This window comes from Amycolatopsis rhabdoformis (assembly GCF_035918295.1).
Taxonomy (GTDB): domain Bacteria; phylum Actinomycetota; class Actinomycetes; order Mycobacteriales; family Pseudonocardiaceae; genus Amycolatopsis; species Amycolatopsis rhabdoformis.
The window spans coordinates 5,520,549-5,543,453 of the sequence record NZ_CP142149.1 but is presented as its reverse complement, the minus strand read 5'-3'; the positions used below and the strand labels follow the sequence as shown (position 1 = coordinate 5,543,453).

The 22,905-nt window shown below is 71.3% G+C and carries 22 protein-coding genes; 11 read left to right on the top strand and 11 right to left on the bottom strand.

All coding sequences use genetic code 11. The annotated features are described in order from the left end of the window. The first annotated feature begins 31 nt into the window (after positions 1 to 31). Positions 32 to 1,504 carry an aldehyde dehydrogenase family protein gene (locus tag VSH64_RS25495; protein WP_326565201.1) on the top strand — a complete coding sequence of 491 codons (1,473 nt, stop codon included), beginning with the start codon at positions 32 to 34 and terminating at the stop codon, positions 1,502 to 1,504. On the opposite strand, the gene VSH64_RS25490 is transcribed toward VSH64_RS25495, so the two are convergent. From VSH64_RS25490 to VSH64_RS25475, 4 genes are read right to left on the bottom strand one after another with little or no spacing between them, the layout of a single operon-like run. Then, positions 1,501 to 1,773 (bottom strand): hypothetical protein, encoded by a 273-nt coding sequence (locus tag VSH64_RS25490; protein ID WP_326565200.1) that lies wholly within the window; start codon positions 1,771 to 1,773, stop codon positions 1,501 to 1,503. The two genes, VSH64_RS25495 and VSH64_RS25490, sit on opposite strands and share 4 nt — an antisense overlap. A 31-nt stretch (positions 1,774 to 1,804) precedes the next feature. Continuing rightward, a complete protein-coding gene (locus tag VSH64_RS25485; protein WP_326565199.1) occupies positions 1,805 to 2,356 on the bottom strand; it encodes a PaaI family thioesterase in 552 nt (183 codons plus the stop codon). Then, positions 2,353 to 3,288, bottom strand: a complete 936-nt coding sequence (locus VSH64_RS25480; protein ID WP_326565198.1) for a patatin-like phospholipase family protein — start codon at positions 3,286 to 3,288, stop codon at positions 2,353 to 2,355. Before VSH64_RS25480 ends, VSH64_RS25485 begins: the two co-directional genes overlap by 4 nt. Next, positions 3,285 to 4,220, bottom strand: coding sequence for a DMT family transporter (locus VSH64_RS25475; RefSeq protein ID WP_326565197.1), 936 nt, complete (start codon positions 4,218 to 4,220; stop codon positions 3,285 to 3,287). Before VSH64_RS25475 ends, VSH64_RS25480 begins: the two co-directional genes overlap by 4 nt. A gap of 93 nt (positions 4,221 to 4,313) precedes the next feature. Here VSH64_RS25475 and VSH64_RS25470 point away from each other — a divergent pair, with 93 nt between their 5' ends. Then, positions 4,314 to 5,126 (top strand): AraC family transcriptional regulator, encoded by an 813-nt coding sequence (locus tag VSH64_RS25470; RefSeq protein ID WP_326565196.1) that lies wholly within the window; start codon positions 4,314 to 4,316, stop codon positions 5,124 to 5,126. A 14-nt stretch (positions 5,127 to 5,140) separates the two neighbouring features. Here the strand turns inward: VSH64_RS25470 and VSH64_RS25465 are convergent, their stop codons facing one another. Then, complete coding sequence (locus VSH64_RS25465) at positions 5,141 to 6,136, bottom strand: PLP-dependent cysteine synthase family protein (RefSeq protein ID WP_326565195.1); 996 nt, start codon at positions 6,134 to 6,136, stop codon at positions 5,141 to 5,143. Positions 6,137 to 6,140: 4 nt separating this feature from the next. Here VSH64_RS25465 and VSH64_RS25460 point away from each other — a divergent pair, with 4 nt between their 5' ends. Then, positions 6,141 to 7,559: an aminotransferase-like domain-containing protein gene (locus tag VSH64_RS25460; protein WP_326565194.1), complete on the top strand. Its 1,419-nt coding sequence runs from the start codon at positions 6,141 to 6,143 to the stop codon at positions 7,557 to 7,559. On the opposite strand, the gene VSH64_RS25455 is transcribed toward VSH64_RS25460, so the two are convergent. From VSH64_RS25455 to VSH64_RS25445, 3 genes are read right to left on the bottom strand one after another with little or no spacing between them, the layout of a single operon-like run. After that, positions 7,549 to 8,721: an acyl-CoA dehydrogenase family protein gene (locus VSH64_RS25455; RefSeq protein WP_326565193.1), complete on the bottom strand. Its 1,173-nt coding sequence runs from the start codon at positions 8,719 to 8,721 to the stop codon at positions 7,549 to 7,551. The two genes, VSH64_RS25460 and VSH64_RS25455, sit on opposite strands and share 11 nt — an antisense overlap. Beyond that, positions 8,696 to 9,922 carry an MFS transporter gene (locus VSH64_RS25450; RefSeq protein ID WP_326565192.1) on the bottom strand — a complete coding sequence of 409 codons (1,227 nt, stop codon included), beginning with the start codon at positions 9,920 to 9,922 and terminating at the stop codon, positions 8,696 to 8,698. The genes VSH64_RS25455 and VSH64_RS25450 overlap by 26 nt, the downstream gene beginning before the upstream one ends. Positions 9,923 to 9,965: 43 nt before the next feature. Continuing rightward, positions 9,966 to 10,955 carry an MBL fold metallo-hydrolase gene (locus tag VSH64_RS25445; RefSeq protein WP_326565191.1) on the bottom strand — a complete coding sequence of 330 codons (990 nt, stop codon included), beginning with the start codon at positions 10,953 to 10,955 and terminating at the stop codon, positions 9,966 to 9,968. A gap of 250 nt (positions 10,956 to 11,205) precedes the next feature. On the opposite strand from VSH64_RS25445, the gene VSH64_RS25440 reads away from it, so the two are divergent. The 3 genes from VSH64_RS25440 to VSH64_RS25430 all read left to right on the top strand — a co-directional run bounded on the left by VSH64_RS25440 (position 11,206) and on the right by VSH64_RS25430 (position 14,548). After that, positions 11,206 to 12,906 carry an AMP-binding protein gene (locus VSH64_RS25440; RefSeq protein WP_326565190.1) on the top strand — a complete coding sequence of 567 codons (1,701 nt, stop codon included), beginning with the start codon at positions 11,206 to 11,208 and terminating at the stop codon, positions 12,904 to 12,906. Positions 12,907 to 12,927: 21 nt separating this feature from the next. Next, on the top strand, positions 12,928 to 13,749 hold the full coding sequence (locus VSH64_RS25435; RefSeq protein WP_326565189.1) for an isocitrate lyase/PEP mutase family protein: 822 nt from the start codon (positions 12,928 to 12,930) through the stop codon (positions 13,747 to 13,749). 112 nt (positions 13,750 to 13,861) lie between these two features. After that, a complete protein-coding gene (locus VSH64_RS25430; RefSeq protein WP_326565188.1) occupies positions 13,862 to 14,548 on the top strand; it encodes an acetate uptake transporter in 687 nt (228 codons plus the stop codon). Between the two features lie 55 nt (positions 14,549 to 14,603). On the opposite strand, the gene VSH64_RS25425 is transcribed toward VSH64_RS25430, so the two are convergent. The 3 genes from VSH64_RS25425 to VSH64_RS25415 all read right to left on the bottom strand — a co-directional run bounded on the left by VSH64_RS25425 (position 14,604) and on the right by VSH64_RS25415 (position 17,247). Further along, positions 14,604 to 15,476, bottom strand: a complete 873-nt coding sequence (locus VSH64_RS25425) for a LuxR C-terminal-related transcriptional regulator (protein ID WP_326565187.1) — start codon at positions 15,474 to 15,476, stop codon at positions 14,604 to 14,606. A 16-nt stretch (positions 15,477 to 15,492) separates the two neighbouring features. Next, positions 15,493 to 15,987, bottom strand: coding sequence for a PaaI family thioesterase (locus tag VSH64_RS25420; RefSeq protein WP_326565186.1), 495 nt, complete (start codon positions 15,985 to 15,987; stop codon positions 15,493 to 15,495). Positions 15,988 to 16,095: 108 nt separating this feature from the next. Next, positions 16,096 to 17,247: an acyl-CoA dehydrogenase family protein gene (locus VSH64_RS25415; protein ID WP_326565185.1), complete on the bottom strand. Its 1,152-nt coding sequence runs from the start codon at positions 17,245 to 17,247 to the stop codon at positions 16,096 to 16,098. 445 nt (positions 17,248 to 17,692) lie between these two features. Between VSH64_RS25415 and VSH64_RS25410 the strand changes: the two genes are divergently transcribed. From VSH64_RS25410 to VSH64_RS25390, 5 genes are read left to right on the top strand one after another with little or no spacing between them, the layout of a single operon-like run. Beyond that, positions 17,693 to 18,325, top strand: a complete 633-nt coding sequence (locus VSH64_RS25410) for a TetR/AcrR family transcriptional regulator (RefSeq protein ID WP_326565184.1) — start codon at positions 17,693 to 17,695, stop codon at positions 18,323 to 18,325. 42 nt (positions 18,326 to 18,367) lie between these two features. After that, the gene (locus VSH64_RS25405) at positions 18,368 to 19,510 is read left to right on the top strand and encodes an acyl-CoA dehydrogenase family protein (protein ID WP_326565183.1); all 1,143 of its coding nucleotides are present in this window, start codon (positions 18,368 to 18,370) and stop codon (positions 19,508 to 19,510) included. A gap of 24 nt (positions 19,511 to 19,534) precedes the next feature. Continuing rightward, complete coding sequence (locus tag VSH64_RS25400; protein WP_326565182.1) at positions 19,535 to 20,764, top strand: acyl-CoA dehydrogenase family protein; 1,230 nt, start codon at positions 19,535 to 19,537, stop codon at positions 20,762 to 20,764. 12 nt (positions 20,765 to 20,776) lie between these two features. Next, positions 20,777 to 22,396: an AMP-binding protein gene (locus VSH64_RS25395; RefSeq protein WP_326565181.1), complete on the top strand. Its 1,620-nt coding sequence runs from the start codon at positions 20,777 to 20,779 to the stop codon at positions 22,394 to 22,396. A gap of 6 nt (positions 22,397 to 22,402) precedes the next feature. Next, positions 22,403 to 22,897, top strand: a complete 495-nt coding sequence (locus VSH64_RS25390; RefSeq protein ID WP_326565180.1) for a GNAT family N-acetyltransferase — start codon at positions 22,403 to 22,405, stop codon at positions 22,895 to 22,897. The last annotated feature ends 8 nt before the right edge of the window (positions 22,898 to 22,905 follow it).

The following is a 22,905-nucleotide window of genomic DNA, read 5'->3' as shown; positions in this document are numbered from 1 at the left end:
CTCGTCCCGAGTTCGGCGCTATCGGTGGAGCATGATCTCGACGCCGGCCACCGGATGGGCCGATCTGGACAAGCAGTTCATCGCGGGTGCCTGGGAGCCGGGTGGCAGCGGCAAGCAGCTGCGCGACACCAACCCGTACGACGGTTCCCTGGTCGCGGAGTTCACCGTCGCCGACACCGCCGACGTGGATCGCGCGTTCGTTTCCGCACAAGACGCCCAGCGCGGGTGGTGGAAAACGAACGCCTACCGGCGGCGCACCGTGTTCGAGCAGGCGGTGCGCTACGTCGAGGACCACACGGCGGAGATCACCGAGCTGATCATCGACGAACTCGGTGGCACCCGGCTGAAGGCGGCGTTCGAGATCGGCCTGGTCGTGGACATCCTCAAGGAAGCGGCGACGTTCCCGTTGCGGATGGAAGGTCGCATCCTGCCCTCGCCGATCGAGGACAAGGAAAACCGCCTCTACCGTGAGCCGGTGGGTGTCGTCGGGGTGATCAGCCCGTTCAACTTCCCGTTTTTCCTGTCGATGAAGTCGGTCGCGCCGGCACTCGCGGCCGGCAACGGCGTGGTGCTCAAACCCCATGAGGACACCCCGATCACCGGCGGCACGCTCATCGGCAAGATCTTCGAGCAGGCCGATCTGCCCGCAGGCGCGCTGAACGTGCTCGTGACCGAGATCCCGGTGATCGGCGACGCGTTCCTGCGCCATCCGGTGCCGCGCGTGCTGTCGTTCACCGGCTCGACCGCCGTCGGCCGGCACATCGCCGAGGTGGCCGCGCAGGAGTTCAAGAAGCCCGTGCTCGAACTCGGCGGCAACAGCGCGCTCGTGGTGCTGGCGGACGCGGATCTCGACCTCGCCGTGGCCGCGGCCGTGTTCAGCCGGTTCACCCACCAGGGCCAGATCTGCATGTCGGCCAACCGCGTGCTCGTGCACCGGTCGCGGTACGAGGAGTTCGCGGCCGCGTACGTGGCCGCGATCGCCGCGTTGCCGGTCGGCGACCCGCGGGACCCGGAGACGGTGATCGGTCCGCTGATCAACGCCAAGCAGGCGGAAACCCTGGCCCGCCAGGTGGACGAGGGCATCGCCGCCGGTGCCCGCCCGCTGCTGCGCGGCGAGGTGTCCGGCACGCGCTTCGAACCCGTGGTGCTGGCCGACGTCACCGCCGACCTGCCGATCGCGCACGCCGAGCTGTTCGGTCCCGTCGCGTGCCTGATGCCGTTCGACGACGAGGACGAAGCCGTCGCCATCGCCAACGACACGCCCTTCGGCCTCAGCGGCGCCGTGCACACGCGCGACCTCGAACACGGGGTGGAGTTCGCGAAGCGCATCGAGACCGGCATGGTCCACGTGAACGACGCCACCATCCACGACGAGGCCATCGTCGCCTTCGGCGGTGAGAAGGCCTCGGGCCTGGGCCGGCTCAACGGCGAGTGGAGCCTCGCGGAATTCACCACGCTGAAGTGGATCTCCGTGCACCGCGGCCGGCGCGTGTTCCCGTACTAGGCGGCGCTGCGCGGGCCCGGCCGCATGGCGAGACGCGCGTAGATCAGCCCCAGCAGCCCGATCGGGAGGAGACCGGCGACGAACGACGGGTGGTGCTCGGCCGGCAGGCAGTCGCCGAGGTCGTAGTCCTGCCATTCGATCCCGGGGTCGCAGGCCGCGCCGGCGGAGGTCACGAAATCAGGCCCCGCGGCGAGGTCGCGCCAGGTCAGGTAGGACCCGACGACGATGGCCAGGAGGCTGACGGTCGCGACGATGGTGCGTGGTGACACGGGGTGCTCCTCGATGATCCGCGGGAACCGGTCATTCGATCGTCGTGATCGCCTCCTTCGTTACCTTTGCGGCATCGGGAGCACGGCGGACGAAGCAGTTCGCCGTCGCGGTGGCCAGCAGGGTGCCCGCCGCGTCTTCCAGGCGGGCGTCGGCCAGCACGACCTGCCGTCCTGAGTGGACGACGCGGCCGGTGGCGGTGATCGGGCCGGTCTCGGCGCGGATGGCCTTGAGGTAGCGCACGGACAGGTCCAGGGTGCTGAACCCGCTGCCGGCCGGAAGCGTGGTGTGGACCGCGCACGCGGCCGCCGAGTCGAGCATCGTGGCGTAGAGCCCGCCGTGGACGGTCCACATCGGGTTGTAGTGGTATTCGGCCGGGGTCAGGCGGAAGACGGTCTCGCCGGGTGCCGCCGAGATCAGGCGGAGGCCCACGAGGTCCATCATCGGCGCCGAGGGCACGTCGCCGCGGGCCATGGCCCGCAGGAAGTCCAGGCCGCTGAGCAGCTTGGCCGCGGTGGCGAACTCGAGGTGGTCGGCCCAGGACACCACGCGCACGCGCTCGGCCGGGTTCGTGGTGTCGGTCATGGTGTTTCCTTCACGCCGGCGAGTTCGGACAGTGCCGCCTGCAGTCCGGTGTCCACCGCGGCGCGCATGAGGTGCGGCCGGCGTTCGGTGCGCCCGATCCGCGGGCTGCCGAGCGGTGGGCGGACCTGCAGGGTGGCGGGGTGCGCTGCCAGCAGGCGTTCTTCTTCCGCACGCAGGGCCGCGCGGTCGAGCCACGGCTCGAGCGCGCCCGGGGCGTGCCGGGTGAACCAGCGCGAGGCCACCAGCCGCTCGGTGCGCGACGGTGCCGTCGCGACCCCCTCGTCCAGCCGCCGTGTTCGGAAAGCGATAACGTGTGTTGCTTGGTGCGCAAGCGCTGTTCGGACCGGCACGGACTCGCTCACGCCCGCGTCCACGAACCGCCGGCCGCCGAGCTCGACCGGCGGGCCCGCGAGCAGCGGCATGGCGGTGGACGCCCGCAGCGCGGCCTGCAGCCCGGCCTGGTCGCGCAGGTACTCGTGCAGGTCCGTGGACGCGCCGGTGTCCGCGTCGGTGGCGGTGGGGTGGAACTCGACGGGGTTGTCGAGGATCTCCCGGAAGCCCATCGGCACGATCTCGGTGTAGAGGGTGTGCACGAGGAACTCGGTGTCCACCACCGGCCGCCGGCCCACGATGCGCTTCGGGTCGATCGTGCGGCCCATGATCATCGGGTCCCACCACGCGTGCTGGGTGCTTTCCGCGCGCCCGCAGAGCAGCCACGCGCCGTTGAGCGCGCCGGCCGAGCTGCCGTACACGGCGTCGAACGCGGGCAGCAACCCGAGCTGTTCGATCGCGATCGTCATCCCGCTCGAATACGCACCTCGAGAGCTGCCGCCCTCGATCAGCAGCACCAAGCGCGCGTCGTCGTCGCGGTTCCCGGGTGTGCTCGCGCTGCGGCTGCGTTCGCGCAGCAGCTCCACGACGGCTTCGGTCACCTGTGCACCTTCTTTCGTTCGGTGGTGGAGATTTTTCCTTGTGTGACAGCCAGCACCGCGCCGACGACGGTGATCACCGCACCGGCGACCTGCCCGGCGGTGAACGATTCGTGCAGGAACACCACGGAGGTCACCGTGCCGAACACCGGCACCGCGAACATCGTGATCGTCGCGGTCACCGGGCTCACCGCCCGCAGCCCGCGGTAGTAGAACAGGTACGCGACGGCGGTCGGGCCGATCGCGAGAAAGGCGAGGTTCGCCCACGTGAGGGTGGACACCGAGGTCCACTCGGTACCGGCGAACGACGGAACGGCGACGACCACGAGCGCGAGCGCGCCCACCCCGGTGGCGTACGTCGTGGCCCGCAACGGTTCCATGCCGCTGAGCACCTTCTTCGACGCGATGCTGTAGGCCGCCCAGCACGCCGCGCCCGCCAGGTACACGAAGTCACCGGCGAGGCGCGATCCGGAAAAGCCGGCGTCGCCGCCGCCGATGCCGACGAAGAACACCACCGCGCCCACGATCCCCGACGCCAGCCCGAAAATCCGCGCGCGGGACGCCGTTTCCTTGCCCGTGGCGAGGAAGTACACCGTGGTCAGCACCGGACTGAGCACGGGCACGATGATGCTCCCGTCGATCGCCGGCGCGAGCGAAAGTCCCCAGAAGAAAAAGAAGTTGTACGCGAACACCCCGACGAGCCCGACCAGCCCGGCCTTCACCAGGTCACGCCAGGAAAACCGCGCCGTGCCCGGTCGGACACACAGCAGCACCACGAGGATCAGCGCGCCGCCGCCGAAGCGCAGGCAGGCGGCGACGTCGTGCGGCAGCTCGCCGACCACCACCTTCGAGCTGGTGAACGCGGCGCCGAACAACGCCATCGTCACCAGCAGGTAGGAGTACGGGGCCACCCCACCGTCGGGTTTTTCGGTCATGACCACGGTCCACTTCGTTCCGGCGACAGGAAAAGGCTGGGAATCACACCGATCCTCGCCGCCGCGCGAGCGGAATTCTTGTACGTTCCTGGCATGGCAGGCGAATCCGCGATCAGTGCCTGGCGCCCCGGCGTTCCCGGCATCAGCGAGGTGTTCCACGCCCATTTCGTGCGCCACGCCTACCCGGTCCACACGCACACGGTGTGGACGCTGCTGATCCTCGACGACGGCGTGCTGCAGTACGACCTCGACCGCCACGAACACGGCACCCTGCGCTCGCAGGTCGTGCTGCTGCCGCCGCACGTGCCGCACAACGGCCGCACCGCGGCGCCCCACGGGTTCCGCAAGCGTGTGCTGTACCTGCCCGAACCCGCGCTCGACGAGCGGCTGATCGGCCCGGCCACCGACCAGCCGAACCTGCGGGATCCGCTGCTGTGGAACCGGATCGGCCGGCTGCACGACACGCTGGCCGCGCCGGGGGACGAACTCGAGGCCGAGAGCCGGCTCGCGTTCGTGGTCGAACGCCTGGGCGCCCACCTGAACCACGACCTGAGCGGCGACCCGGCCGGGGCCGGGCGCCGCCGCGAGCCCGACCGCGGCCTGGCCGACGACCTGCGCGACCTGCTCGACGCCCGCGTGGTGGCCGGGCTGCCGCTCGACGAAGCGGCGCACCTGCTGCACGCCGACTCGACCCACCTCATCCGCTCGTTCACCCGCCGGTTTTCGCTGCCGCCGCACCTGTACCTCACCGGCCGGCGCGTGGAGCTGGCGCGGCGGCTGCTGCTCGACGGTGTTCCGGCGGCGACGGTCGCCACCGAGGTCGGGTTCTACGACCAGTCGCACCTCACCCGGCACTTCAAGCGCATGCTGGGCGTGAGCCCGGCGAAGTTCGCCGGACGGCGGTGAACCGGCGGCCATCGTCACTCCCACAGGTCGGTCGACAGGTACTTCAGGCCCGTGTCGGGGATCACGACGGCGACCGTGCCGCCGGCGAAGTCTTCGCGCATCAGGGTGAGGGCCGCGGCGACGTTGGCGCCCGCGGAGAAGCCGGCGAAGATGCCTTCCCGGGTGGCGAGCAGCCGCGCGGTGCGCCGGGCTTCGTCGCCGGAGACCTGGAGGTACCCGTCGAGCGGAACGTCGCGCAGGTGGGTGAGGTCGGCCCGGCCGAAGCCGCCACCCTGGATGGGATGGTGGGATTCCACCACATCCTGCCCGGCCAGCGCCGCGGCGCCTGCGGGCTCCACGGCGAAGCACCGGATCGCGGGGTCGCGCTCCTTCAACGCGCGGGTGATCCCGGCCAGGCCGCCGCCGGTACCGACGTAATCGGCGAACGCGTCGAGCCGGCCGCCGGTCTGCGCCCAGATCTCCGGGCCCGTTCCGGTGTAGTGGGCGGCCACGTTGTGGTGGTTTTCGAACTGATCGGAACGGAACGCTCCGCGCGCTTCGGTGAGCACTCGCGCCCGGTCTTCGACGAGCGCCATGTCCGCACCCGAAACCCGGCCCGGCACCGAACCTTCCGCCTGCTCGACGAGCACGACCTCGGCGCCGAGCGCGCGGATCATGCGCGCGCGTTCGGCCGAGCTGCCCGCCGACAGCACGGCGACGAACGGGTGGCCGGTCAGCGCGCACGCGATGGCGAGACCGGCGCCGGTGTTGCCGCTGGTGACCTCGACCACGGGCTGCCCGGGCCGCAGCGTGCCGGCTTCCTCGGCGGCGCGGATGATCCGCCGCGCCACGCGGTCCTTTTTGGACCCGCCGGGGTTGAGGTACTCCAGTTTCGCGACCAGCGTGCCCGACAGGCCCTCGGTGAGCCGGTCGAGCCGGACCATCGGGGTCTGCCCGATCGCGTCGAGCACGGACGGCAGGACCTGGGTGCCGACCGCTACTGCGGTGGCGTCGATAGCGCTATCATTCACCTTCATGTCCTACGATAGCAGTGCACAAAACGTGGCCAATGTGCTGCGAGATGAGCTGAATCACTACTCGCCCGGTGAGAAACTGCCGTCGAGCCGGGCTCTGGTCGAGCGGTTCGGCGTCAGCCCGGTCACGGTGTCGCGCGCCCTCGCGGCGCTCGCCGCGGAGGGGCTGGTGCACACGCGCCCGGGCGCCGGCGCGTATCGCGCGGACGCGGTGGCGCGCGAACGGACGATCGTGGACACGTCGTGGCAGGAGGTCGCGCTCACCGCCGACGAGTTCGGTGGCGAGCGCGTGGTCGACGCGTCGGGCCTCAGTGCCAACCTGGCCGTGCCGCCGCCGGACGTGATCGCGTTCAACGGTGGTTACCTGCACGCTTCGCTGCAACCCGAACGCGCGCTCGCCACCGCGCTGGCCTCGGCCGCACGCCGGCCGGGCGCGTGGGACCGGCCGCCGCTGGCGGGGCTCACGGCGTTGCGCGCGTGGTTCGCGCGCGAGCTCGGTCTCACCGCGGCCGAAGTGCTGATCAGCGGGGGTGGGCAGGCGGCCTTGACCACGGCGTTGCGCGCGCTCGCGCCACCGGGCGCCGCGGTGCTGGTGGAGTCGCCGACCTACCCCGGGGCGCTGGCGGCCGCCCGCGCGGCGGGTCTGCGGCCGGTGCCGGTTCCCGTGGACGACGGGGGTGTGCGTCTCGACCTGCTGCAGGACGCGCTCGCCGCGTCCGGCGCGAAGGTGTTCTACCACCAGCCGCTGTTCCAGAACCCGACCGGCGTCGTGCTCGCCCCGCCGCGGCGCGGCGAGCTGCTCGAGCTCATGCACGCCGCGGGTGCGTTCGTGCTCGAGGACGACTGGGCGCGCCACCTCGGCCACGGCGAGGCGGTGCCGGCTCCGCTGATCGCCGACGATCCGCACGGCGGTGTGGTGCACGTGGGCTCGTTGACGAAGGCGACGTCGCCCAACCTGCGGGTGGCGGCTCTGGCCGCGCGCGGCCCGGTGCTGCAACGGTTGCGCGCCATCCAGGTGGTGGACAGCCTGTTCGTGCCGCGGCCGGTTCAAGAGGCCACCTTGGACCTCGTGGCGGCGCCGTCGTGGCCGCGGCACCTGCGCACGCTGGCCGCCGGTCTGCGCGAGCGGCGCGACGCCCTGGTGGCCGCGCTCGGCCGTGAGTTGCCCGAGCTGGCGCCCGTGCGGGTGCCGACCGGCGGCCACTACCTGTGGGTGCGCCTGCCGGCGGGAACCGACGAGGACGCCCTGACCGCGGCCGCGTTGCGCGCCGGGGTGGCGGTGTCGCCGGGCCGCGCGTACTTCGCCGCCGAGGCGCCGGCCCCGCACCTGCGGCTGGGGTTCGCCGGCACCGCGGATGTCCGGGAAATCACCGAAGGTGTTCGCCGACTCGCAGTGGCGTGTGCGGAAGTCATCGGTTGAGCAGCGCACGCGCCATCACCATTCGCTGGATCTGGTTGGTGCCCTCGTAGATCTGGGTGATCTTCGCGTCGCGCATCATGCGTTCCACGGGGAAGTCACGGGTGTAGCCGGCGCCGCCGAACAGCTGCACGGCGTCGGTGGTCACCTGCATGGCCACGTCGGAGGCGAAGCACTTCGCGCTGCTGGCGAAGAAGGTCTGGTCGGGCTCGCCGCGTTCGACCTTGGCGGCCGCGAGGTACACGAGGCTGCGCGCGGCCTCGATTTTCATCGCCAGGTCGGCGAGCAGGAACTGCACCCCCTGGAACTCGGCGATCCTCCTGCCGAACTGCGTGCGTTCTTTGACATACGCGCGTGCGGCGTCGAACGCGCCCTGGGCGATTCCCACCGCCTGGGCGCCGATGGTGGGCCGCGTGTGATCGAACGTGCGCATCGCCGTTTTGAACCCCGTGCCCGGCTCGCCGACGATCCGGTCGGCCGGGATGGTGCAGTCGGTGAAGTACAGCTCGCACGTCGGCGAGCCCTTGATCCCGAGCTTGCGTTCCTTCGCGCCCACCTCGAAACCCGGGTCGCCGGCGTTGACCACGAACGCCGAGATGCCGGCCGCGCCCTGGCCGGGCTCGGTCACGGCGAACACCGTGTACCAGGTGGCGACGCCGGAGTTGCTGATCCAGGCCTTGGCGCCGTTGAGCACCCAGTGGTCACCGTCGAGCCGGGCCCGCGTCTTCATGGCTACGGCGTCGGAACCCGCCTCGCGCTCGGAAAGTCCGTAGGCGAACAAGGCTTGTCCGGTTGCCAACGTCGGCAACACCTGCTGCTTCAGCTCTTCGGACGCCGACAACAGCACCGGCATGCTGCCCAGCTTGTTGACCGCCGGGATCAGCGACGAGCTCACGCACACCCGCGCGACCTCCTCGATCACCAGGCACGCGGCCAGCCCGTCCGCGCCTTCGCCGCCGTACTGCTCGGGCACGTGGACCGCGTGGAACCCGGCCGCGGTCAGCGCCGCGCGCGCCTCCTCGGGGAACCGCGAGTTCTCGTCCACGTCCGCGGCGTGCGGCGCGATGTGCTTCTCGCACAGCGCCCGCACGGCCGCGCGCAGTTCGTGGTGTTCTTCGGACAAGCGGAACGCCGCGAAGTCAGGGTTCGCGAACAGCTGGTTCATGACGGTCTCCATCTTGTGCGGAAAGGGACACGGGTTGTCCGGCGAGCACCATCAGCGGGATGGTGGCGAGAGTGAGCAGCGCGGCGAGCACCAGCCACCCGGCGTAGGAGGCCCCGCCGGCGAGCGCGGCGAGCAGGTACGGCGCGGCGAACCCGAGGTAGGCCAGCGCGTAGAAGATGCTCACGAGTCCGGCGAACTCGTGCTGCGCGGCCAGGCGTTCGACCTTGTCCAGGCCGGTGACCATCAGGATGCCGTAGCCGGTGCCGAGGACCACGGCCGTGACGAGCACGAGCGGGGTCGCCGGGTGCCACGCCACGAGTGCCGTGCCGGCGAGGCCGAGGGTGGTCACGAGCAGCCCGGCCACCGGCGCGTGCAGGTGCCCGGCGTGCGCGAGCCGGCGCGCGATCGGCTGCACGAGCGCGCCGAGCGGCAGCGTCAACCCGCCGACCAGGCCGCTGAACGCGACCGGCGTGCTGATGGCGTCGGCCGGCTTGCTGGGCAGCAGTGCGGGCAGCGTGGCGATGCTGATCGCGACCGTGCCGAACACCCACGGCGCCCACGGCACCACGCCGAGCAGGAAGTGCCGCGACACCGCCGGGCGCGGCAGCCACTGCACGCGCTCGGCCCGCGTCCGGGGCGGCGCGGTTTCCGGCACGCGCCACGCGACCACGAGCACCCCGGCCATCAGCGCCAGGTGCACGCCGTAGGGCAGCTCCACCGGCCACGGCAGCCACTGCGCGAGCGCGCCGGCCACCAGCGGTCCGATGCCGAACCCCAGCGACAACGCGGCCGCCGAACGCCGCGCGCCCAGGCCAGGACCGGACAGCTCGCTCACCCACGCCGTGCCCGCGCTGTAGGCCGCGCCCGACGCGACGCCCGCGAGGAACCGCCCGAGGTACAGCGACGGCCACCACACCGGCCCGAGCATCAGCACGAGCGTGGCGAGCACCGAGATCAGCATCGCGGGCCGGAGCACGGCACGCCGGCCGTGGCGATCGGCCGCGCGGCCGCTGAAGATCAGCGCCGGCACCAGCCCGACCGCGTAGATGCCGAAGATGCTCGTGACCGCCGATTCCGGCAGTCCCAGCTCACCGCGGTAGACGAGCAACAGCGGCGTGAAATGGTTCGCACCCCACGCGACGCCGAACAACGCGGCGCCCGCCCGAACCCAGGTCGTCCGACTCGGTGCGGACTCGTGCACGATCAGCTCCTCTCCGAAAAGTGGTGGCCCGGGGGAAACCGGGTCAGGGCAGCCGGGCGGCCGCCACCGCCGGCCAGGTTTCGGGCGGGGGCTGGCGCAGCGCCGCGGCCGGCACGGGGGTGTGTTCGGCCGCGGCGTGGAGCCGGCCGTCGCGGAGCACGATCGAACCCGCGCCGAGCATGGTGGACACCAGCTCCGCGGCGAGGTCTTCGGGCGTCCGGCACAGCAACCAGGCGGCGTCCTTGAGCCAGGCGCGCGCGTGCAGGTACGGCTCGACCGCGTCGGTGGGGAGGCCGCCGCGGATCATGAGGGCGTAGGCGAACACGCGGCGCGCGCCGTACCAGACGGCGCCGTCCGGGTCGTCGACCAGGCGCCGGGCGCGGCGCGCGGCGTTCGCGAGCGCGGCACCGGTGTCGGCGGGGATCGGCCCGTGTGCGGGAAGTACCACCCGCGGTGCGAGATCGATCAGGTGGTGCACGGATTCGAACGCCGTGGTGGTGGCTTCCGGACCGTCGAGCGCGATGTTCACCCAGCCGACGTCGTAGTCCGAAATCGCGTCACCCACCACGAGGATCCGCTCGTCGGGCTGCCACAGCGCGAGGTGGCCCGGCGTGTGGCCGGGGGTGCGCACGACCTCCCACTCGGTGTCGCCGAGCAGCAGCACCTGGCCGTCGTCGAGCAGCTCGTCGACCGAGTACGGCGGCACCGGCTGGTCGAGGTACTCCATCTGGCAGCAGCCGGGGTCGCGGCGCGCGACGGCGAGCGCGTCGCGGGCGCTGGCGGCGATCCCGGCGCCGTTCTTCTGCAGCAGCGCGTTGCCGCCGACGTGGTCGCAGTGCCAGTGGGTGTTCACCACCAGGTCGAGGGTCGGGGTCCGCTCCCGGACCCACGCGGCCGTCTCCTGCGCGTGCCCGACAAACCCGCTGTCCACCAACGCCGGCGCGCGGCCGGGCAGCAGGAGCAGGTTCGCGTCGGGGAACGGCCGCTGCTGCCAGACCAGCCACGGCGGCAAGCGGTCGGTGTCGAAGGGCACGGATCCTCCTGGAGAAATTCGCGAGTACCGGCTGAAGGGACGGTGGCCAAGTCGAGTCCGACTGTCCGATGTGGAACGAACAGGCCACGCGCGCACGCGCGCGGGAGCGGAGCTCCACTGCCTGGCTCCACGGGATTCATTGTCGCAGAAGGAAAAACGCGGATCAACGCGGTTACCCCCGTTCAAGGGTAGCGATCTCCGCCCGGAAAACCGCATAGTCGCACCGACACCGCCGACGGAAGGATCGCTGTTGAGCACGAGCGAGGCACATCGGGCCTACAAGGCGAGCCGCGACCAGTTGCTGGCGTTGCGCGGCCAGCACGTGCGCGCGGTCGAGGAGTTCCGCTGGCCCGACCTGGGGGAGCGGTTCAACTGGGCCGTCGACTGGTTCGACGCCGTCGCGCGCGACAACGCCGACAACGACCGGCCGGCGCTGGTGATCGTGGACGAGGACGGTTCGGCCACCGAGCGCACGTTCGGCGAGCTGTCCCGCGCGTCCGACCGGCTGGCCGCCTGGTTCGCCGCGCGGGGAGTCCGCAAAGGACACCGGGTGCTGCTCATGCTCGGCAACCAGGTCGAGCTGTGGGAGACCATGCTCGCGATCATGAAGCTCGGCGCCGTGATCATGCCGACCACGACCGCGCTCGGGCCCGCCGACCTCACCGACCGCATCACCCGAGGCGAGCCGCGCCACGTGGTGTGCAACGCGGCCGACACCGGCAAGTTCGCCGACGTGCCCGGCGACTACCGCCGCTTCAGCGTCGGCCCGGCCGCCGGCTGGCAGGATCTCCGCGAAGCCGCCGCGCTGCCCGCCACCCCGGTCGAGCACCCCGGCACCGCGCCCGGTGACCCGTTGTTGCTGTACTTCACCTCCGGCACCACGACCAGGCCCAAGCTCGTGGAGCACACACAGGTGTCCTACCCGGCCGGCCACCTCACCACGATGTACTGGCTGGGCCTGTGGCCGGGCGACGTCCACCTCAACATCTCGTCGCCGGGCTGGGCGAAGCACGCGTGGTCGTGCTTCTTCGCGCCGTGGATCGCCGAGGCCACGATCTTCGTCTACAACTACGTCCGCTTCGACCCGGCCGCGCTCCTGCACCAGCTGCGCGAGCGCGAAGTGTCCACGTTCTGTGCGCCGCCCACCGTGTGGCGCATGCTGATCAACGCCGACCTCGGCGACCGGCCGGCGCACCTGCGCGAGGTGATCGGCGCCGGTGAGCCGCTCAACCCCGAGGTGATCGACCGCGTGCGCGCCGCGTGGGGCCTCACCCTCCGCGACGGCTTCGGCCAGACCGAAACCACGGCGCAGGTCGGCAACACCCCCGAGGCCGAGGTGAAACCGGGCTCCATGGGCCGTCCGCTGCCGGGTGTCCCGGTGGTGCTGGTCGACCCCTCGAGCGGCCTGGTCGTGACCGGCCCGGGTGAGGGCGAGATCTGCCTCGACCTGGCGCGGCGGCCGCTCACGTTGATGACCGGCTACCTGGCCGACGAGGTCCGCACGGCCGAGGCCATGGCCGGCGGCTTCTACCACACCGGCGACGTCGCCTCGATCGACGAAGCCGGTTACCTCACCTACATCGGCCGTACCGACGACGTGTTCAAGGCGAGCGACTACAAGATCAGCCCGTTCGAGCTCGAGTCGGTGCTCATCGAACACCCCGCCGTGGCCGAGGCCGCGGTGGTGCCCGCGCCGGACCCGGTCCGGCTGGCCGTGCCGAAGGCCTACATCGGGCTCGCGCCCGGACACGAGCCCACGAAGGAGACGGCGCTGTCCATCCTGCGCTACGCGCGGGAGAACCTGGCCCCGTACCAGCGCGTGCGCCGGCTCGAGTTCGCCGACCTGCCCAAGACCATCTCCGGCAAGATCCGCCGCGTCGAACTGCGGGCGCGCGAACTCGACCCGGCGACCGAGTGGCGCGACGACCAGTTCCCCGACCTCGCCCGCTGATCCGACCACCGAAGGACGACCATGCCCGGTTCCGAGCTGTACGAACACTTCCTCGCCCTGCACACCCGCCCCGAAGGCCTCGTGATGCCCAACGCCTGGGACGGGCTTTCGGCCCTGCTGCTGGCCGACGCCGGTTTCGAGGCGCTCGGCACGTCGTCGGCCGCGTTCGCCGCCACGCTCGGCCGCTTCGACGGCAGCCACGCCGTGAGCCGCGAAGAACACCTGGCTCACGCGAAACTGCTCAAGCGGCTCACGGAGCTGCCGGTCAACGGCGACTTCGAAGACGGGTACGGCGAGACCGCCGAAGACGTCGCCGCCACGGTCGAAGCCGCCGTGGAGGCCGGCCTCGCGGGCCTCGGCGTGGAGGACACGACCGGCACGCGCGAGCACCCGATCCGGCCCTTCGACGAGTCGGTGGACCGCGTGCGCCACGCCGTTTCCGCCGCCCGGCAGCGGATCGTGGTCACCGCCCGGGCCGACAACTTCATCCAGGGCATCAACGATCTCGACGACACGCTGCGCCGGCTCACCGCGTACGCCGAAGCCGGCGCCGACGTGCTGTTCGCGCCGCTGCCTCCCGACCTCGCGGCGGTGGAGAAGATCGTGCTGGCGGTGGCGCCCAAACCGGTGAACGTGGTGGTGTCGCCGGCGGACAAGACGGTGCCGGTGGCCGAGCTGCGGCGCGTCGGTGTGAAGCGGATCAGCCTCGGGTCGGCGCTCTACAGCCACGTGATGTCCACACTGGACCAGGCCGCGATCGACCTCGCCGGTGGTGACCTCGCCGCGGCGACGAGTGGTTCCCGGTTCCGCTTCCGCCGGTTGCTGCGCCAGGCCAAGGGCTGACTCGCCGGCCCCGCTGCCGGTCGCTTGTGGACCGCGAAGTCACCCCCGGCAGCGGGTAGCCGCGCTCGCGCGCACGACCTTTACTGGTCGCCGACCCCCAAGGAGAACTCGGATGACCAGTGTTGTTCAGCACGAATCCCTTGCCCACGACCACACCTCCGGCCGCGATCCCGACCGGAGTTCTGCCCGACCGGCCGCCCCCACCGAGCCGATCGCCGACCCCGGCGCGTGGGCGATCCTCGCGTTTTCCGCGACCTCGCTCATGCTCGGCCTCTACAACGGAAACTTCGTGAACCCCGCCGGCGCCGCCCTCGTGATCCCGGTGGCGTTCTTCTTCGGCGGCACGATCCAGATCCTCGTCGCCGTGCTCGAAGTGGTGCGCGGCAACGTGTTCGGTGCCGTGGTGTTCGGCAGCTTCGGCCCGTTCTGGGTGATCTACGGCTTCATCCAGACGACGTTCGAGGAGAAGGTGGTGGCCGCCGCGACGAAGGCGAACGCCGACCCGGTCGCCGCGGTGTCGAGTGGCCTCACGGTGTTCCTCGCGATGTTCGCCGTGCTCACGTTCGTGTTCCTGATCTCGGCGCTGCGCACCGACGTGGTGCTCGTGAGCGTCCTCGCGCTGCTGCTGGTGGCGCTGGTGCTGCTCATGATCGGCGTCCGCGGTGGCAGCGAAGGCTTCGTGCACGCGTCCGGGTACGTCACCGTGGTGTTCGCGGTGCTCGGCCTCTACCGCGGCGCGGCCGACGTCATGACCGCGACCTACGGCCGGCCGGTGCTGCCGGTGTTCAAGCTCGCGTGATCCGGTGGGGCCACGGCGACCGTCGTGGCCCCACCGAGGTCCGCGGACGAATCGTCTACAACAGACCGTTGAGCCGGGCCTGGTGCGCCGCCGCGGTGCGGTTGTGCACTTCCAGTTTGCGCATCGCCGATCGGAGGTACGCCTTGACCGTCTCGAGGCTCAGGCCCAGCCGCGCGGCGATCTCGAGGTTGCTCGCGCCCACCTCCGCCAGCCGCAGCACGTCGATCTCGCGCGGCGCCAGCGACGCCGTGGGCTCGGCTCGGGAGGTCTCGCCGGTGAGGTCCGCCTGGATCCGCTCCAGCCGGGTGCGCAGCTGCGGGTCGGTGGTGTCGCGGATGAGCGCGGCCAGCTCGGCCAGCGCGCCGCGGGAGCGGGTGGCGACGTGACCGGGGTCGCGGCGCAGCCGGCCCTCCACATCGGACTGCAGCTGCTCGGCGACCACCAGCGCGCTGCGCACAGTGCGGTCGCCGATCGGGTTGCCCGCCCGCACCGCGCCGTACAGCACCCCGCGCACCTCGCCGCGCACGAGCACCGGCACGGCGAACACCGACGTGAGACCCTCCTGGCGCACCGCCGGGTCGTACTCGTGCGTGATGGCCATGGTGGACGCGTAGTCGTTGACCCGGAACGGGCTTCGGCTGCGCAGCACGCAGCCGCCGAGCCCCTTGCCGGGCTGCACCACGAGTCCGCGCAACGCGTCGCCGGAGTTCCCGGTGAGCCGGTCGAGCACCAGGTGCAGGCCGGCGCTGCCGTGGCGGGTGGTGCCGCCGAGGGCGATCGGCAGGCCGGTCACCTTCCGCAGCCGCTCCAGCCGCTCGGGCAGCAGTTCGTCGATGATCCGCCGGGTCGCGAGTCCTTCGTCCACTGTGGCCGAAGTCGCCGGCCACGCCGGCGAGGGCCGGCGCGACCGCAGCTCGTTTCCGTTCATGTCCGCCTCACCGCGGTCACGCGTCGGTGGTGAACACCATGCACGAACTCGTCGCGTGCGCGAGCAGCCGGTCCTTCGCGTCCCGGATCTCGGCGTGCGCCAGCGCGGTGCGGCGGCCCCGGTTGATCACCTCGCCGGTGGCGCGCAGCGTGCCGACGTCGGCGGTGAGCGGACGCAGGTAGTGCACCGACAGGTCCAGCGTGGTGTAGGTGCTGCCGACCGGCACGGTCGTCTGCACCGCGTAGCCGGCGGCGCTGTCGAGCAGCGTCGCGGCGACCCCGCCGTGGACGATGCCGATCGGGTTGTACAGGTGCTCGCCGACCTCGCCCACCAGCACGGCGTGCCCCGGCTCGATCTCGGCGAGCCGGAAGCCCAGCGTCGCGGCGATCGGCATGATCCCGGCCTCCCCGGCGTCGAGCAGGTGCCGGCTGAACTCGAGCCCGTGCATCTCGCGGCTGAGCTTGGCCATCTCCTGGGGGTCCACCCAGCTGTATGTCCGAGTGCCTTCCATGGCGGGATCGTACCTCCGATTTACTCGGACGACCTACTATTGGTCGTCATACTTTGTGGCGACGGGTCCCGGAGTGCGCACCCCGGGACCCGTCGAGGTTTGCCGAGGTCAGAGGCCGAGTTCGCGGGCGATGAGCATCTTCTGCACCTCGCTGGTGCCTTCGCCGACCTCGAGGATCTTGGCGTCGCGGTAGAACCGCGCCACCGGTGCTTCGTTGATGAAACCCATGCCGCCGAAGATCTGCGTGGCGTCACGGGCGTTGTCCATGGCCGCGTTGGACGAGATGAGCTTGGAGATGGCGGCCTCGCGCTTGAACGGTTCGCCGCGCAGCATCTTCGCGGCCGCCGCGTAGTAGGCCAGCCGCGCGGTGTGCGTGCGGGCCTCCATCTCGGCGATCTTGAACTGGATGGCCTGGTACTTCCCGATGGGCCGGCCGAAGGTCTCGCGCTCCCCGGCGTAGCGCACGCATTCGTCCACGCAACCCTGGGCGAGCCCGGTCGCCAGCGCCGACACCGCGACGCGGCCTTCGGTGAGGATCGAGAGGAACTGCGCGTAGCCGCGGCCGAGCGCGCCGAGCAGGTTCGAAGCCGGCACGCGCACGTTGTCGAAGCCGAGCTCACGCGTGTCCGACGCGGCCCAGCCGACCTTCGAGTACGGCTTGGACACGCTCAGGCCCGGCGTGCCCGAGGGCACCATCACGGTCGAGATCTCCTTGGCGCCCTTGGCGTCCTTGCCGCTGACCGCGGCGACGGTGATCACGCCGGTGATGTCCGTGCCGGAGTTGGTGATGTAGGCCTTCGAGCCGTTGACGACCCAGTCGTCGCCCTCGCGCACAGCGGTGGTCCGCGCGCCGCCGGCGTCGGAACCCGCGCCCGGTTCGGTGAGCCCGAAGGCGCCGAGCATCTGCCCGCTGCACAGTTTCGGCAGCCATTCCTGCTTCTGGTCCTCGGTGCCGAACCGGTAGATCGGCATGGCGCCGAGCGACACGCCCGCTTCGAGCGTGACCGCGACCGACGAGTCGATCCGCGCCAGTTCCTCCACGGCCAGGCACATGGCGAAGTAGTCGCCGCCCATGCCGCCGTAGGCCTCGTCGAAGGGCAGGCCGAACAGGCCCATTTCCCCCATTTTCGCGACGATCTCGTACGGGAACTCCTCGCGCATGTAGTACTCGCCGATCACCGGCGCCACCTCGTCGCGGGCGAACGCCGCGACCGTCTTGCGCAGTTCCTCGTATTCCTCGTCGAGCCTGTTGTCGATCACGATGACTCCCTCGAGTCCGAAAGGACAGTTGTTCGTTCGGCGTCACCTGGTGGCCGAGGCGGACCGCTGGAACCCGGTGCGGAACCCCGGGGCGGTGATCGTGTGTGCGGCACTCTCGTCGCTTCGGTCACGAGCCGCGCCTGACCGGCGCACATCTGCTCGTCCCGACCGTTGTTAGCGGTCGTTAACACGATTGATGCTAACTCCGGCCCGGCGGGCTGTCCAGGTGACGTACACCGCTCTCCTCGCGTGATTTCCTTGGCAGACAAGGGGAATGCGCGTGATCGTGACAGAGGCTCCCGGAGGCGACAACGCGATTACCCCCGTTCAAGGGTAGCGGCGGGCCGCGCGCCTTGGGCATAGTGGCGGCAAGCGTAACGTTGTTCCGTATCGACGTTCCGTAACGTCGGTTCACACCAAGGAGGCAGAGTGTTACGATCGCGCTGTGCCCCGGGTGAAGCAACGCACCGAAGCGCTGCGCGAGCGTGGGCTCGCCAGTGCGCTCGCGGTGCTCGCCGAGGAAGGCGTGGCGGGGCTGACCACACGCACGGTCGCGCGCCGGGCCGAAGCCTCGGTGCCGGCCATCTACGAGGTGTTCGGCGACAAGGCGGGCCTGGTCCGCGAGGTGTTCTTCGAGGGCTTCCGGCGGCTGGGCGACGACCTGGCGGCGCTGCCGGCCACCGGCGACCCGCTCGAGGCGCTGCGGCAGCTGGCCGAGGCGTTCCGCGGGTTCGTGGTGGCGAACCCGGTGCTGGCCGAGATCATGTTCGCCCGGCCGTTCACCGATTTCGACCCGACGCGGGCCGAGGACAAGGCCGGGGTGAAGGTGCGCAAGATCTTCGTGCACCACGTGCGCACGGCGGTCGACGCGGGGGTGTTCACCGCGGACGCCACCGACATCGCCCACGTCTTCTTCGCCTACGTCCAGGGCATCGCCTCGGCCGAGAGCGCCGGCCGGCTGGGCGGCTCGAAGCAGGCGGTGGACCGCCGCTGGCGCCTGGGCCTCGACGCGTTGATCGCCGGCCTCGGCCAGGCGCCCGCCCCGGCTCGCCGCCGGGCGCGCAGCACGCAGGCCTGAGCTTCTCCTCAGGACCCGATTCAGCACATCAGGAGACTCGTCATGGCCAGCCTTGAGCCCTGCCGGCTCGGTTTCGGCACCCCGCCCGACCTGCTCGACTTCACCCCGACGGAGGACCAGCGGCTGATCCGCGACACCGTCGCCGAGTTCGCCGCCGAGCACCTGCGGGCCAGGGCGAGCGAGGCCGACGCGGCGTGCGCGGCCCCCGATGACCTGGTCACCAAGTCCGCGGAGCTCGGGCTCGGCCTGCTCGGCGTGCCCGAGGAGCTGGGCGGGGTGGCCACCGAGCGGTCCGCGGTCACGGCCCTGCTGGTCACCGAGGCCCTGGCCGGCGGTGACTTGGGGCTCGCCGTGGCGTGCCTCGCGTCCTCGGCGGTCAGCACGGCGCTCGTGCTGTGGGGCAGCGGCGAGGCGCAGGCGGCGTACCTGCCCGCGTTCGCCGGGGAGAACGGGCCGGCGGCGGCTCTCGCCATCCTCGAGCCGCATGCCTTGTTCGACCCGTTCGAGTTGCGCACGCTCGCGCGCCGCACGACGAGCGGGTTCGTGCTCGACGGTGCGAAGTCGCTCGTGCCGCGGGCCGCGCAGGCCGAGCTGTTCGTGGTCGCGGCGGAGCTCGAAGGCCACGGGCCCGCGTTGTTCGTGGTCGAAGCGGCCACGCCGGGCGTGCGCGTGGAGCCCGAGCCCGCGATGGGCCTGCGCGCGGCGGGCACCGGGCGGCTAGACCTGGCCGCGGTCGCCGTACCGGAAACGGCCCTGCTGGGTGACGCCGAGCCGGCCGCGTACGCCGAGTGCGTGCGGCTGTCGCGGCTGGCCTGGTGCGGGCTCGCGGTGGGCACCGCGCAGGCGGTGCTCGACTACGTGATCCCGTACGTGAACGAGCGGGTCGCCTTCGGCGAGCCGGTGAGCCACCGGCAGGGCGTGGCGTTCAAGGTCGCCGACATCGCGATCGAGCTCGAAGGCATGCGGCTGGCGGCCTACCGAGCGGCCGCGCGCGCCGACGCCGGGCTGCCGTTCGCCCGCGAGACCGAGCTCGCGCGCCGGCTGTGCGCGGCCCAGGGCATGCGCATCGGCAACGACGGCGTGCAGCTGCTCGGCGGCCACGGCTACACCCGCGAACACCCCGTCGAACGCTGGTACCGCGACCTGCGCGCGGTCGGCGTCGCCAGCGGCGTCGTGCTCGTCTGACCCCGGTACGCAAGGAGCAGCTCAGTGATCCACCTCGAAGTGCCGGAGTCACTGTCCACAGTGGTCGGACAGGTCCACCGGACGGCCGAACACCTGCTGCGGCCGGGGTCGCGGCGCAACGACCGCGCCGAGCACACGCGCCCGCCGGAGCTCGACGCGCTCGAGCCGCTCGCCGACAGCTTGAACACGGCCGGCCGCGGCGGCCGGGTGCCGGACCGCGGCGTTGATCCCGGCCGTGCCACCGGCCGCGCCACCAGTCGAGCCGCCGGCCAGGTCCGCAACGGCCGGAATCTCGCCAGTGTGCTCGGCATCATGGAGCTGTGCTGGGGTGACGCCGGGCTGCTGCTGTCGTTGCCGCGGCTGGGCCTCGGCAACGCCGCGATCGCCTCGGTGGCGAACGCCGAGCAGGCGCGGCGGTTCGCCGGCAAGTGGGCGGCGATGGCCATCACCGAGCCGGACGCCGGGTCCGACTCGGCCGCGATCCGCACCACCGCCGTGCTCGACGGCGACCACTACGTGCTCAACGGCGAGAAGATCTTCGTGACCTCGGGCGAGCGCGCCGACGTCGTCGTGGTGTGGGCGACGCTCGACCGCACGCTGGGGCGGGCCGCGATCAAGTCGTTCGTGGTCGAGAAGGGCACGCCGGGGTTCGAGGTGGTGCGGCTGGAACACAAGCTCGGCATCCGCGCGTCGGACACCGCGCAGCTCCGGCTGGACCACGTGCGGGTGCCGCGGGAGAACCTGCTCGGTGACCCGGAGGTCGACGTCGAGCGCGGGTTCGCCGGGGTGCTGCAGACGTTCGACAACACCCGCCCGCTGGTCGCGGCGATGGCCGTCGGCGTGGCTCGTGCCGCGCTCGACGAGACGCGCACGCTGCTCACCGAGGCCGGCTTCACCGTCGACTACGACCGCGCCGGCCCGCGTCAACCCGCGGCCGTCGCGACCTTCCTGGACCTGGAGGCCGACTACGAAGCGGCCTACCTGCTCACACTGGAAGCGGCCTGGCTGGCGGACAACGCGCGGCCGAACTCGAAACACGCGTCGATGGCCAAGGCGAAAGCCGGCCGCAGCGCCACGGACATCGCGCTCGGCTGCGTCGCACTCGCCGGCAACCTCGGCTATTCGGAGCACTCGCTGCTGGAGAAATGGGCGCGTGACGCGAAGATCATGGACATCTTCGAAGGCACGCAGCAGATCCAGCAGCTCATCGTGGCGCGCCGGCTGCTCGGCAAGTCGTCCGCCGAACTCAAGTGATCGGAGTGGAGCATGCTCTCCTACGCCCGCGGCGCCGAAAGTCCGGCCCTGCTCGAAGAGACGATCGGGGAGAACTTCGAACGCACCGTCGCCGCCCACGGTGACCGCGAGGCCCTGGTCGAGTTCGCCACCGGACGGCGGTGGACCTACACCGAGCTCAACGCCGACGTCGACGCGCTCGCCCGGGCGCTGATGGCCGTCGGCGTCGCAAAGGGCGACCGGGTGGGCATCTGGGCGCCGAACTGTGCCGAGTGGACGATCACGCAGTACGCCACCGCGAAGATCGGCGCGGTCCTGGTCAACATCAACCCCGCCTACCGCACGCACGAGCTGGCGTTCGCCCTCGAACAGTCGGGCGTGACGCTGCTGATCTCCGCCAGCACGTTCAAGACCAGCGACTACGGGGCGATGATCGACGAGGTCCGCGCCGGCACCGCGGTGCGCACGGTCGTGTACCTCGACACGGACGACTGGCCGCAGCTGCTCGACTGCGCGACCGGTGCCGAGGACCTCGCCGGCCGCCTGGCGTCGCTGAGCCCGCACGATCCGATCAACATCCAGTACACGTCCGGCACCACCGGCTTTCCCAAGGGTGCCACGCTGAGCCACCGCAACATCCTCAACAACGGCTTCTTCGTGACCGAGACCATCGGCTTCACGCCGGAGGACCGGCTCGCGATCCCGGTGCCGTTCTACCACTGCTTCGGCATGGTGATGGCCAACCTCGGCTGCACCACCCACGGCGCCACGATGGTGATCCCGGGCCCGGCGTTCGATGCGGCGACCACGCTGAAGTCCATTCAGGACGAACGGTGCACCGCGGTGTACGGCGTGCCCACGATGTTCATCGGCATGCAGGCGCTGCCCGCGTTCGCCGAGTACGACCTCAGCTCGCTGCGCACCGGGATCATGGCCGGCGCGCCGTGCCCGGTCGAGGTGATGAAGCGCTGCGTCACCGAGATGCACCTGGCCGAGGTGTCCATCGCGTACGGCATGACGGAGACCTCGCCGGTGTCGTGCCAGACCCTGGTCGACGACGACCTCGACCGCCGGACCGCGACGATCGGCCGGGTGCACCCGCACGTGGAGATCAAGATCGTCGATCCGGAAACGGGGGAGACGGTGGACCGCGGCCGGCCGGGGGAGTTCTGCACCCGGGGCTACTCGGTGATGATCGGGTACTGGCAGGACCCGGAGCGCACGGCGGACGTGCTCGACGCGGACGGCTGGATGCACACCGGCGACCTCGCCGTGATGCGGGAAGACGGCTACGCGCTCATCGTCGGCCGGATCAAGGACATGGTGATCCGCGGCGGCGAGAACGTCTATCCGCGCGAGATCGAGGAGTTCCTCTACACCCATCCGGACATCGAGGACGTGCAGGTGGTCGGCGTGCCCGACGAGCGGTTCGGCGAGGAACTGTGCGCGTGCATCAAGGTGCGGGCGGGCGCGGCGCCGCTCGACGCCGCCGCGATCCGCGCGTTCGCGACCGGAAAGCTGGCGCACTACAAGATCCCGCGGTACGTGCGCCTGGTCGAGCAGTTCCCGACCACGGTCACCGGGAAGATCCGCAAGATCGAGATGCGGGCGGAATCGGCGAAGGCCCTGGGATTGCCGGTGCCGACGCTGTGAGTGTTCATGGCGCCTGATCCCGCGCTGGCGGCGCGGCTGGTCGTGCGCGGGCCGAGGGCGAGTGACGGGGAACCCGTGGGCCGGTTCCTCGTCGGACTGCCGCTCGCCAGCCGCTACCACCGGTTCTTCTCCGGGATCCGCCACGTTTCCCCGGCGCTGCTCCGCCTCATGACCACGGTGGCGCCCGGCCAGGTCGTGTTGCTCGCGTTCGACGGCGACACCGTGGTCGGGCACCTGATGGCGACCGACGCCGGCGGGGGCGCGGTGGACATCGGCATCGTGGTGGCCGAGGCCTACCAGTACCGCGGCATCGGCCGAAGACTGCTGCGGGAGCTCACGTCCTGCCTCGCGAACGGCGGGTCGACGAAGGTGCGCTGCGATGTGCTGGGCGCCAACTACTTCGTGCTCGACTGGCTGCGGCGCCGGCTGCCGGACATCCGGCTCGTGCGCCACGGCGAGACGATCACCGTGCACGGAACCCTTGCCGCGTCGGAAAAGTGACCGGACGG